General features: G+C 62.5%; 8 protein-coding genes. 2 read left to right on the top strand and 6 right to left on the bottom strand.

The features are described from left to right. Window positions 1-784 precede the first annotated feature (784 nt). The 5 genes from SO139_RS13175 to SO139_RS13155 all read right to left on the bottom strand — a co-directional run bounded on the left by SO139_RS13175 (window position 785) and on the right by SO139_RS13155 (window position 9,837). On the bottom strand, window positions 785-2,167 hold the full coding sequence (locus SO139_RS13175; protein WP_449383432.1) for a tetratricopeptide repeat protein: 1,383 nt from the start codon (window positions 2,165-2,167) through the stop codon (window positions 785-787). Between the two features lie 49 nt (window positions 2,168-2,216). After that, on the bottom strand, window positions 2,217-4,919 hold the full coding sequence (locus SO139_RS13170) for an AAA family ATPase (RefSeq protein ID WP_449383433.1): 2,703 nt from the start codon (window positions 4,917-4,919) through the stop codon (window positions 2,217-2,219). Window positions 4,920-4,966: 47 nt separating this feature from the next. Beyond that, window positions 4,967-5,425 (bottom strand): hypothetical protein, encoded by a 459-nt coding sequence (locus SO139_RS13165; protein WP_449383434.1) that lies wholly within the window; start codon window positions 5,423-5,425, stop codon window positions 4,967-4,969. A gap of 459 nt (window positions 5,426-5,884) precedes the next feature. Beyond that, window positions 5,885-8,317 (bottom strand): TonB-dependent receptor, encoded by a 2,433-nt coding sequence (locus SO139_RS13160; protein WP_498540160.1) that lies wholly within the window; start codon window positions 8,315-8,317, stop codon window positions 5,885-5,887. A gap of 152 nt (window positions 8,318-8,469) precedes the next feature. Further along, on the bottom strand, window positions 8,470-9,837 hold the full coding sequence (locus tag SO139_RS13155) for a histidine kinase (RefSeq protein ID WP_449383436.1): 1,368 nt from the start codon (window positions 9,835-9,837) through the stop codon (window positions 8,470-8,472). A gap of 192 nt (window positions 9,838-10,029) precedes the next feature. Between SO139_RS13155 and SO139_RS13150 the strand changes: the two genes are divergently transcribed. Both SO139_RS13150 and fghA read left to right on the top strand, forming a co-directional pair. Continuing rightward, window positions 10,030-10,650, top strand: a complete 621-nt coding sequence (locus tag SO139_RS13150) for a response regulator (protein ID WP_449383437.1) — start codon at window positions 10,030-10,032, stop codon at window positions 10,648-10,650. A gap of 78 nt (window positions 10,651-10,728) precedes the next feature. Continuing rightward, a complete protein-coding gene (gene fghA, locus SO139_RS13145) occupies window positions 10,729-11,574 on the top strand; it encodes an S-formylglutathione hydrolase (protein WP_449383438.1) in 846 nt (281 codons plus the stop codon). Between the two features lie 228 nt (window positions 11,575-11,802). On the opposite strand, the gene SO139_RS13140 is transcribed toward fghA, so the two are convergent. Further along, window positions 11,803-12,399 carry a DUF3280 domain-containing protein gene (locus tag SO139_RS13140; protein ID WP_498540159.1) on the bottom strand — a complete coding sequence of 199 codons (597 nt, stop codon included), beginning with the start codon at window positions 12,397-12,399 and terminating at the stop codon, window positions 11,803-11,805. Between the last annotated feature and the right edge of the window lie 6 nt (window positions 12,400-12,405).

Genomic DNA, 12,405 nt, shown 5'->3' with positions numbered 1-12,405 from the left:
ATGGGGCGCTCCATCGCTTTGTTGCCGCGACGATGGTGCCATGGCCTCGCCGCTCGGCCCATAGCATCTAAACCGCTCGCGCGGTAGAACGCCGCGGCTGGCGACACGGCGAAGCAATAGGCGACAGTTCATCGTGACGAGCGGTTGCAATTAGCCCGTCGGCGATGGTCGGGTCATCGAGGACCTGCTGATCTGGAAGTTCGTGGCGGAGTACCCCCATGCACAAGAGCCAGTTCGAACCCGGCATTCTCGACCGTGATTGTGTGCACCATCGCGCTCGTTGGACCCAGTTCAGGAATCTCAACGCAAGCAGAGTTAAATGCCGTGACGCTCTTGACGAGCAACTCAAAACAGTTTCGCCTCAGCAACTCCCGAGGCTTTCCCGATCGATAGAGATCAGTTTGCCTCATGAAATTCGAATGTCGAGTAACTCACGTCTAGATTGTGTGGTGTGGTATTTTTACTACGGCCAAGTCTTTGAAAGTACAGGTGCCGCCAAACATTAAATCCCCATAGACGACCCTATTGATCGTCTGAAGGTTGTTTGACACGACTTAGCTCGATCACGCGGCATTCTACGTCCCCCCAGCGCGGTTTCCTCCTTTGGAGGCTTTCGGACGCCGGCCGCCGAATACGCGGCGCTGTCCATCAAGCGGCCGGCATCCGAAACCCTTCACAAAGACGGCCCTTCCCGCTACGTCGCAGCTTGCCCCTCAGCTGTCCTTTCTCCGTGAAGCCTGAAGGTCTGCTTTTCGGGGACGGAGCCGACCAATCCATTGGCCGGTTAAGGTGATGCCGGTCGCTGGGTGGGATCCGGCCACGGAGAAGGGCCTGCTGTCTCAGTCTCCGCCGTTTCCAGCAGGATCACGCGTGGTACCGGTTTGAGGCCCGCCGAAATGCTCTTGGCCAGCTCCGCTGCGCTGGTCTTGACGGCAGGTTGGAGGAAATCATCCAGTCGCTGAAGGTTGGCATCTTGCCGCCCGAGCTCTTTCGCAACCGTGTAGTAAGCGTAGGCCTTGGTGTAGTCTCGCGCTGTCCCGGCACCGTCGTGATAGGCCCGAGCAAGCCAATAATGGCAATAGGCATTTCTGAAAGACGCGCAAAGCTGGAGCAATTCAAACGAGCGCTTGGTGTCGAACCACGGCGCCTCCCGCGCGTATCTGTAGACATAAGCGAGCTCCCCGAGAGCGTAGACCGAGTGCCCTTGCTTATAGGACCGCTCGAACCACTTGATCGATTCCGGCAAATCCTCGCCTTCCCGATAGCCATATCGGTCTCTGAACCACCGCGCGAGCGTGAGCTGTGCACCTTCAAACCCCGCATCCGCCGCGCGTCGCAAATAGTCGATCGCCTTCGCGGTGTCGCGGGTAAGCCCGCCCCGCCCGGTATTGATGCAGTATGCGAATTGCGTCATGGCGATGAGCTCGCCACTGTCCGCCGCTCTGCGCAGGAGGTCGACTGCCTTGACGGTATCGTACGTGCCGCCAAATTCGCCGCTGACGTATCCGGCAGCAGCAAGCCGCATCGCGTACGGCTCGCCAGCCGCCACCGCGTCATCGATCAACTTCCGTCCCGCCGTCTCATCCTTCGGCAAGCCGCCCGCGCCCGAGAAGAGTATGCGCCCGAGCACGCTGCCGGCCTGACGATGTCCCCCGGCAGCGGCCTCGCGCAGCAACGCTTCCGCGTCGCGCGTCTGGTCGGTCGAATTTGGTACCAGCAGGGCGAGCGCCGTGACGAACTGAACGTTCGGGTCGCTTGCGGTCGCCGATCTCAGGATATCGATCGCCTTCGTCCAATCATAGCGATAATAGGCGCCGAGCGCTGCCGTGAGCTTCGGCTGGTCGTCTGCAGCAGAGTTTCGAAAGGTCGACCGGTCGACGTTGACCGTGATCTGATTGGCGATGCTGGGTCTACTGACCTCATCGTCCCAGAAAAACGCGGCGCGCCGCGTTGCTGCGCAGCCCGGGGTCGACGCGTTGCTGCAATCGGCAGGCTTGGCCCAGTTGCCCAGCGGAATTGCCGCTTCGGGACCCATTAGACCCACGAGAAGCCAGCTCGCGAAAAGAACTGCTGTCACTTGCGGCCAGACAAGCCACGCGCGACGGTACCAGGGATCGTACTGCCAGAAGGCGACATGCAGGGCCGCTGCCCGGCCAATCGCTGTCATCTGATTTTTCCGTGCTAGTTCCATCCCGGGGCCATTGCTTCGTTTACGGCTATGCCACGTCCTGATTGACCAGCTCAACGGCGAGGAACTTGAGCGCATCGGCGATGGGAATGAAGAAATTGATGCTCACGCTCACCCCCGAGATGGTTAGTCCGGCAACGCTTGCAGCGACGACATTGCCGAACCGGTCCACCAACGGTCCCCCACTGTTGCCGGGATGAATGGCAACGTCGCTTTGCATGAGCGAAAGATCGTTTTCGGTGCGATAGGCGCTGACGATGCCTTTGGTTATGGTCGTCGAATATTTCTCATCGCGCGGCGTCCCGACCGCATAAACCTCGGAGGCGACCTCAGGAAGGTCAAGCTGCAGCGGCAGCGCGGTCATTCCCGATTCATTTACTTTGACCAGGGCGATGTCCCTCGTCTTGTTCGTTCGCACCACTTCGCCGGGCAGCTGACGGCCGGTTGTAAGCTTGACCGTCACGAATTTGTTCTCGGTTACCACGTGGTGGTTGGTCAGCAGATATCCATCCTTGGAGATGAAAAAGCCGCTACCGTGAGCCCCGTCAATCTTGACCGTGACAACGGCGGCCTGCAGAGCGGATGTGCCCTCCGACAGTGGGGTGACCGAGCGGGAGAGCGCGGGAATCTTGACGAGGTTATCGCTGATCTTCTCCGGCACGGTCTCGCGATATCCGGAAATCTGGATGGCTGCCTCAATGTCCGCCATGGCGAGCTGACGCACGTCCTCCGAGGGGTCGTGCGCAATGCGCGTGGCCTGGGCCTCACGCGCGCGCTCAAGCAGCGTTCGCATCTCGCGCGCTTGCCCCCAGGACTTGTTGCGCATGCCCGCCTTCAGCCACGGACCAAGGCTGGACTCGAGATCATCCGGCAATACGAAGTTTTGTCGTTTGGCCATCACCCGTAGAATCGCGACGAGCTCGTTTGCGGCATAGGGCGGAAACTCGATCGTCTTGGTAAAGCGGCTGGAGAGGCCCGGATTGCTATTGATGAAGCGCTGCATCTCATTCGGATAACCCGCGACGATGACGACGATGCGGTCGCGATTGTCCTCCATGAATTTGAGCAACGTATCGATTGCCTCCTGGCCGAAATCGTTGCCCGGTCGCGCGAGCGAATACGCTTCATCGATGAACAGGATGCCATCGAGCGCTTCCCTGCATTTGTCGAGCGTCTTGGCAGCGGTTTGACCAATGTAGCCCGCGACGAGACCCGCGCGGTCAGTCTCGACCAGATGACCTTTTCGCAGCACGTTGAGTGAGCGATAGATCTCGCCGAGCGCGCGCGCGACCTCGGTCTTCCCCACTCCGGGCGGGCCGGTAAATACCATGTGCCGGCTAATGGGCGCGACGACCAGCCCCTGCTCGCGGCGCAAGCGCTCGACTTCAAGCGCCGACATGAGCCTGTTCACCTCCTCCTTGACCGACTCCAGCCCGACCATCTGTTCGAGGCGGTCCAGCGCCTGATCAAGGGTACGTTCGGGGTGGATCGTGGCCGCAACCTTCAGCCTGCGCCCGGTGCGTGGCGCCAGATGGTCAGGCGCAGAAGAAGGCACCAACGCGTGTTCAACGACGATCGGAGCCGGAGTTGGCATGGCCGGCATGGGCGGAGGTGCCGGCGGCGGGACGTGCATTCGGACCAAAGGCACGCCTACGCTTTCGAAGTCGACCATTTCGACCTTGCTTATGTCGGCGGTCGGATCGGCGGCCACGCGCAAGGACTGGGCTTCACACGCCCTATCGATAAGGTTGCGCATCTCGCGAGCGTTGCCCCAGCCCTCGCTTCTCCACTGGGTCTCGATCCAGGGGACAAGGCTTTGCTCGAGTACGTCGGGCAACTCCACGTGTAGTCGCCTGGCCATCAATCGCAGGATCGCAGCAAGCTCTTTCGGCTCATAGGCCGGGAATTCGATGGTCCTGTTGAAGCGGCTCGCCAGGCCCGGATTGGTGGCGATGAAACGACGCATTTCATTGGGGTATCCGGCGGCGATCACCATGATGCGATCGCGGTTGTCCTCCATGAACTTGATCAACGTTGCGATCGCCTCGTGGCCGAAATCCTTGCCTTCGCCGGCGAGCGAGTAGGCTTCGTCGACGAAGAGGATGCCGTCGAGTGCCTCCTTGCACTTGTCCAGCGTCTTCATGGCCGTCTGCCCGATATAACCTGCGACCAGATCGGCGCGCTGCACCTCCACCACATGTCCTTTGCGCAGCACTTTGAGCGAGCGATAAATCTCCCCCAGGGCGCGCGCGATCTCGGTCTTGCCGACGCCGGGCGGCCCGGTGAACACCATGTGCCGGCTCACCTTCGCCACAGGTAACCCCTGTTCACGGCGCTTGCGCTCGACCTCGATGCCGGCCAGCAGCTTGTTGACCTCCTCCTTGACGGAGCTGAGGCCTATCATCTGATCGAGTTCGTCGAGCACCTCGTCGGCGCTGCGGACGGTTAGGGCCGGAGAATCCACGTTCAGCCGACGCCCGGGCGTATAGCCCTCCCCGACGGGGACCAATCCGAATCCGGTGGGGTCGGTGCCGAGCCGCATCGCCACGTAGGTCAGCGCGAACCCGGCCACCATGATCAGAAGCACGGCACCGATCGTGAGTGAGTTCGCCCATGTCAATGCGCTGAACGGACCGGATCTCGGATTGAGAATCCACTGGGTGCCGACCGCGGCCACCATCATGGCGATACACATGCCGACCATCGGATGGTTGCGGAAGAAGTTTTTCATTGTCGGCAATTCCCGATCACGGTGTCGAGTTCACCCATCTTGGGCATTTATGGGCACGGGTTGCGAACCTGCCACCTCACGTTAACGGAATAAGTGCCGTTGACGTCGTGAACACCCCCGGGCCTCAGGTAGAACCCCACCTGGTCCGCCTCGCCAACCAAGGTAAGAACACCACGGCCCGCGGGATAAGGCGCGGGATAGGGAATGGCGATGCGCTGAGGTGTAGTGGTGAGCTTGATCGGCGGCGACAGATATTGTCCCGAACGGACACGCACCATGCCACCATGCCCACTCGGTCGTTGCGTCAACGTCACCCATGCCAGCGGCACCTTGCAGTTCTTCGCGTCATCCACCGCGGCTTTCGTTGTTCCCGGATCGAGGGTGGGAAGGGCTGCATTGATGTCGGCTGGTACAAGCACTTCCAGAGTGGATTCCTCACCAATGGCAGCCGGCTTGTCGCGAGTGAGGCTGGGCAATACCACGACGGCGGCTATTCCGGCGGTCACGAGCGCGCCAGCAATTCCAATCAGTGCGCCCCGAGAGGAACCAGGCTTCCTGCCACGAGGCGGCTCCTGACGTGGAGCCCGGTCTTGCCCGCTGGGCGCGCCCTCGGAACCCTCATGTTGTGCATCTGGCTCACTCATATTTCGGGCGTTCGTTCATTGCCGGGGCCAAGAGATTATGGTCGACGGCTGACGTGACGACAACCCTGATTCGGGGAGGCGCATACTGAACCACGTCACGTGCGCTTTCGTGCCAGTTTTCGTTCCTGACAGAGAGAAGCTCGTGGTTAAGCTTTTGTCACAAAGCTACGGCGCGAAACGTGCGTTAGGTCACGCATCCGTTTCGGGGGCTGCTTCCCCTCTTGTCATCAGGCGATGATATTCGAGCCGCCGCGACTCAGAGCGGCGATGACGCTCGCGGGTCTAGCGCAAGGACGATAGGGATGGTCGAAACCCGCAGCCCTAGAAAGTCGCGCGCAGTCCGGCATAGAACGCCCGCGGCCTTGCCGGGCTCAGCGAGCGCGGGTCGGTGAAGTTGGCGCCGCCGTTGGTGAAGTTGGGCACCGCGGTGGTATCGAAGAAAGTGCCATAGGTCGCGTAGCGATTGTCGAAGATGTTGTCGATCTTGCCGTAGACCTGGATGTTCCTGGTGACCTGATAGGACGTGTGCAGGTTGAACACGGCGTAGGACGGCAGCTTCGAGGCCTGGTTGGATTCATCGCCGACCAGATACTGGCTCGACACGAAAAGCGCATCGCCGCCGACCTTCCAGGCGTCGGTGACTGCATAATCGATACCGACCTTGACGCGGTGACGCGGCACGGCCGGGATCTGGTTGCCGGGAACGACCTGGATGGTTTCGGTGGCCGGATCGGCAAACGGGCTGTTGGACGAAAGCGTGAGCGCATCGAGGAAGCGCGCGTCGACGAAGGCGTAGCTCGCATGGAACTGGAGCGCTGCCGATTTGAGGTTGACCTCAGCCTCGAGCCCTTGCCGGCGCGTCGCGCCAACGTTCTGGAAGAAGCCAAAGCCCTGCCGTCCCGCCACCGGCAGGCCCATGATGTCGTCATAATTCGTGGCTCGGAAACCGCCGATCTTCCAGCCGAGCGTGCCGATGTTCAATTCCTTCGTGCCGCGGAGGCCCGCTTCGATCGTCTTCGACACGACCTGCTTGAGGGGCGGGTCGGAGACCAGGAAGGACGCGATAAGGCATGGGTTGTTCGGGTCGGCGCAGCCGAGCTCGAGCGGCGTCGGCACGCGGTTGGCCTCCGAATAGCCAGCATAGGCGGTGAGCTCCGACGTGATCTTGTAGGTGCCGCCGATGATCGGATTGAAGCGATCGTAGGTGTGATCGCCGTTGAGATCGATACCGAGCTGGTCCTCCAGCGTGACACGAGCGTGGTTGAAGCGACCGCCACTGGTGATCGCGAAGGCATCCGTCACGTTGAAGGTGTCGAGCGCGTAGAGGCCGGTGTACTGATTGACTGATCGCAGCGACACCGGGCCCATCTCACCGGTGTCGGGCGTGCCCGATTTCCCTAAGAAAATTCCGCTGCCGGCGACGACATAGTCCGTGCCGATGGTCCCGAGCTCGGCCGTGGCGTTGAAGCGCGTGACGCTGGCATCGAAGCCTGCGCCGACCACGAAGCGGTTCTCGTGATCGAACAGCCTGTCGGTGTTGGTCGCCTGCCCGGACACGCCGAATGTAGTCGATCGCGTCGTCGTCCGGTCGATCTCGCCGAGCAGAGTTCCGGGCGCGAAGGGGTTGGTGAGTTGGGCGCCGTTCAAGCCGTTGGCCGGCGTCGTGTCATCGCCAAAGCAGAGCAAGCCGGCAGCGGCGCATTCCTGCACGCTGGTGGGATTGCCGTCGACCACCCGCTGCTCGAACACCCGCGCATGCGCGGTGCCCTCGAAGGTCCAGGTCGGCGTCGCCTCGACCTTGCCGGTCAGGTTGACGTAGCCGACGCGGTTGTTGGTAGTCTGCGGGGTCGTGTAGGTCGCGCCCCAATATTGCTGGAGCAGCTCGGCGGGAACGGTGGCGGATGCGCCAAAATTGTTGTTGGCGACGCCCATATTGACGTGAAATTCGCTGTCCCCGCCCTTGTAGCCGACATCGCCGTAGAAACGGCGCACGTCCGATTGCGAAAAGTTGCGGAAGCCGTTGTCGTGCAGACCTTCGAGCGCGGCGTAGACGGCATAGTTGGTGTCGACCTGCTTGCCCCATTGCGCCGAGCTCTGGATGCGGCCGAACGAGCCACCCATGGTGTCGATCTCGGCGCCCTGGTAGGTAAAGCCGTCCTTCATTTGCAGGTTGACCGCGCCGCCGAGTGCATTGAGGCCGAAGGCGGGATTGTTGGTCACCACGGTGACCGAGCGGATCGCGGCGGTCGGGATCAGGTCCCAGTTGACGCTGTCGGCAAAGGCTTCGTTGATGCGAACGCCGTTCTGGTAGACGGCAAGCCCCTGCGGCGTGCCGACGATGGGCGAGGCGACGAAGCCGCGAAACTCGACATTGGGCTGGAATGGATTGCCGCTCACCTCGGAGATGTTCACGCCAGCCACGTTGTCGCGCAGCGCGTCGGTGACGTTCAGCGAGCCGGTACGCTTGATCTGGTTGGCATCGATGGCGTTGATGCTGGAGGGAACCTTGTCGACGTCGAGGCCCTTCGCGTTGCCCGGGGCGGTCGGATAGACGTAGATGCGGCTGCGGGGACGGCTCGCCACGCGCGTTGCGGGGCGCGAGGGGGCGCGGCGGGCACTCGGCTCCGGAGCGACCACCTCGACCGGCGGCAGGTTCTGGACATTGGTGTCCTCATCCTGCGCCGCTATGCCGGCGTCAGTCCACAGCACCAGCCCCGTCGACATCGACGCGATCAACAGCCTTCGCACGCCCATCCCCTGCCTTCCCATTCCCAAGCGTCGGCTGTTTTGAACGTCGCCGATTGCGGGAGTGAAGTGTAGTCGACGGCGAGTAACGCGCCAGCTACAAAAGGTCGGGCGCCATCGGCACCATATTTCCCGACAGAATCGGGAATTATTCCCGATCCTCAACCTGCCGCCGTCGGGATCAGCGCCTCCACCGTCACGCCACCCTCGCTGGATGCGACGTTGAGCGTTCCACCGAGCGCGAGAATCCGCTCGCGCATGCCGACGAGACCGAAGCCGAGCTTCTGGCCCTCCTCCATGCCGTGGCCGTTATCAGAGACCCGCACGCGCGCGCAGCCACGCCCCTCGCGCGCACCGCCCGGCTGCTCGGCCGGCTCGATCGTGACGTTCACCGCGGTTGCGCGAGCGTGACGGAACACGTTGGTCAGCGCCTCCTGCACGATCCGGTAGATGGTGAGATCGGCGGTCTCGCCGGTGACCCCAAGTGCCGGCGAGATCGTGGTTTCGATCCTCACGTCGGGATGCGACTCCCGCCATAGCCGCGACAGCGCTTCAAGCGCCTGCCGCAGGCCGAGCTCGGCAAGGCCGACCGGCCGCAGGCGCTCGAGGACGCGGCGGTTGAACTGCTGGAGCGCGTTGACCTGCTCCAGGATCGCGCTGCCATGCTTGCGGACGGCATCGGCGCTCAGCTCACGCGCCTCAGAGAGCTTTGCCAGCGCGCTCGCATGCGCGCGCAGCGAAAATAGATAGGGCCCAAACTCGTCGTGCAGCTCGCGCGCGATCTCCTTGCGCTCCCTGTCCTGGAGCGACACCGCGCGCTCGGCAAGGCGGCGCTTCTCCTCGACCGCCTCCCCCAGCGTTGCCGCGAGGTGGTTGAGCCGGGTGCAGATCGCAGCCAGCTCCGGCGCTCCCCCGGGCGCGACACGCGCATCATAGCGGCCGGCTTCCAGCGCGATCATGGCCTGCGAGAGGGATTCGAGCGGCCTTAGTGCGCGGCCGACCACCGTCATGATCGCCAGGAACAACGCCAGCGCGATCGCCGAGCCGATCTCGAGCTGCGTCAAGATGCCGTCCCAGATCTCGGCGATCTCGTCATTGGGATGCGAGGTGATCACCAGCGAGCCCGGATTGCCGTGGATCGAGACGGGAACGCTGACCGCGGTCTGCTCGGGATGAACCAGGCTGACGAACCAGGCCGGCGGCGCGCGCGCGTCATCATCGTCCTCACCCGTACGCGGCGGCGTCAGCGCGTTGCCGTTGGCATCGCGCAGGGCGATGCTGATGTGGCGCTGCCGGTTGAGGTCGTGCGCGATCTGGTTCAGCTTGGCGTCGGGATCCGGCGCCTCCTTCAACTCGGCGACGATCATCTCGATGAACTCGCGCGCCAGCCGGATCACGCTCTGGTCCTCTGCCTGGACGCGCGGCCCCGCCTCCGCAACCTGCCGCGCGATGTTGACGCCAAGCCCCAAAGCCAACACGAGCGCCAGCAGGAGATTGATGCGCCCGCGCAAGGATAACTTTTGCCACATTGCTTCCGCCCCCTGCCCGCGAAGTTCGTTCATCGGGAGCGTTGACATGACCAAAGCGCCCGATATCTAATCCGGACCGTACAGCAATCTCGGCCGGGTTGCATGGTCCGACGCGGAACGTTCATTGCGAGCGACCTTTGGGCTCATGCGACGCAAAACGAGAGGCGCGAGTGGCTGTAGCGGGGAACGCCTATGCGCATTCTGATCGTTGACGATCATCCTATCGTCGCCTCCGGCTGCCGTGCGGTGCTGGCCGACGAAGGCGAGATCGATATTCTGGAAGCCGCCGACGCCGAAAGCGGCGAGTGCGTGTTCATCGTCGAGCGCCCCGACATCTGCGTGATCGACATCAACCTGCCGACCGTCTCCGGCTTCGAGCTCGCGCGGCGCATCCTCGATCGCGCGCCCGATGCCGGCATCATCATGTTCAGCATGAACGACGATCCCGCCTTCGCCGCGCGCGCCATCGAGTGCGGCGCGAAAGGCTACGTCTCCAAGACCGGCGACCCCAACGATCTCGTCGAGGCGATCCGCGCCGTCGGCAAGGGCGAAACCTATTTGCCGAGCGCGATCGCCCGCAGCATTGCCTTCGCCGGACCTCAGCTCGCGCAAAATCCGCTTTCGAAATTGAACGCGCGCGAGATGGAAATCCTGCGGCTGCTCAGCGCCGGCAAGAGCCTTTCGGAGATCGCCTGGCTGGTGCAATCCTCCTACAAAACGGTCGCCAACACTTCCTCGATCATGCGCCAGAAGCTCGGGGTGAAGACCTCGGTCGAGCTGGTGCGGCTGGCGATCGACAGCGGCGTCGCCTGACGAAGCGCGCCTTCGCAAAATTTCGGTCACATATGCGTTGCAATCTTGATGTGGTGAGACGCCACGGAGTTTTTCGGCATGACGATCCAGACTGTTTCGACCAACAAATCCTACGGCGGCGTGCAGGGCGTGTATCGCCATGCGAGCAGCGCGACCAAGACCGACATGACCTTCTCGGTCTATGTGCCGCCGCATCAGGACGGCGCAAAGCTGCCGGTGGTCTGGTATCTGTCCGGCCTCACCTGCACGCATGCCAACGTCACCGAGAAAGGCGAGTTCCGCCGCGCTTGCGCCGAGCTTGGATTGATCTTCGTTGCGCCCGACACCAGCCCGCGCGGCGCTGATGTGCCTGGCGATCCCAACAACGCCTATGACTTCGGTCTCGGCGCCGGCTTCTATGTCGATGCGACCGAGGAGCCATTCGCGCGCAACTATCATATGTGGAGCTACGTCACCGACGAATTGCCGCGGTTCGTCGCGGAGAAGTTTCCAGTGGATGCCAAGCGCCAGTCGGTGATGGGTCACTCGATGGGCGGCCACGGTGCGCTGACGGTCGCGCTGCGCAATCCGCATCGCTATCGCGCCGCCAGCGCCTTTGCGCCGATCGTCGCACCCTCGCAAGTACCCTGGGGCACCAAGGCGCTGACCGGCTATCTCGGTCCCAACAAGGATACCTGGCGCGCACACGACACCGTCGCGCTGATCGAGGACGGCGCGAAATATTCGGGCTTTCTGGTCGACTATGGCGATGCCGATAATTTCCTGACCGAGCAGCTTCGGCCGGAGCTGCTGCAAGCCGCGTGCACCAAAGCGAACATCCCGCTGACGCTGCGGCGGCAACCGGGCTACGACCACAGCTACTACTTCATCTCGACCTTCATGAGCGACCATCTGCACTGGCACGCGGCAAGATTGACGGCGTGAGCTCAACTTCTCCTCAGCCTCTCCCCGTTCCAGGCAGAGCTCTCGCATTTGATGTGAAAGCTTGAGGCGCTGGGGCTTCCACATCGTCATGGCCGGGCTTGTCCCGGCCGTCCACGCCTTACCTGCAGCACAAAGAACGTGGATGCCGCGGACAAGCCCGGGCATGACGACCTCGTCGATGCTCATATGCGATTCCCCTGCCGCAAGCGGGGAGAGGCGAAGAAACCGCTACTCCGGCTTGCCGTAGTTCGGCGCGAGCAGGCGGTTGCGGATCAGGTAGCTCATGGCGCGGGACCAGGATTCGTCGGTGTTGCCGCGCATGTCGGCGCTGGCCGCCGTCACGAGATTTCCGGTGTGCACGTCGCGCACGTAAATGTTGAGGTTGAGGATCAGGTTCGAGACCTTCTGCACCACGCCAGTGATTTCGAGATCGGCCCCCAACTGCCCCGCCAGCTTGACGTCGCAACCGCCGCAGGACTGGAGGTTGCTATGCCGCGCCGCGTCACTCACCGGCGCGATGTCCACGACCTGGAACTTGCCGGACTGTGCCAGTTCCTTGCGCAACTGATCGCCGATGCGCAGCATGCGCTCGTTCTCTGGCTTCGATCCGTAGAACTCCCCGGGCAGGCTTGTGTCGATCAATTCAAAATCAAACACCGCAAGCTTCGGCGAATCGGCGAACGCGGACGTACCAGTCGACACAAATAAGGCGGCCGCCAATAGCGCTCGCATGATCGTGACCTGCTCCTTCTCATCGCGACGACGAAATGCGGGGTTGCAAGCTAAGCCAAATCGGTCATGTTTCAAGGTGGGAAATGCCTCCACCGATAT

This window comes from Bradyrhizobium sp. UFLA05-89, from assembly GCF_059803475.1.
The sequence above is the reverse complement of the archived record's forward strand: the minus strand, read 5'-3'. Positions and strand labels throughout refer to the sequence as shown.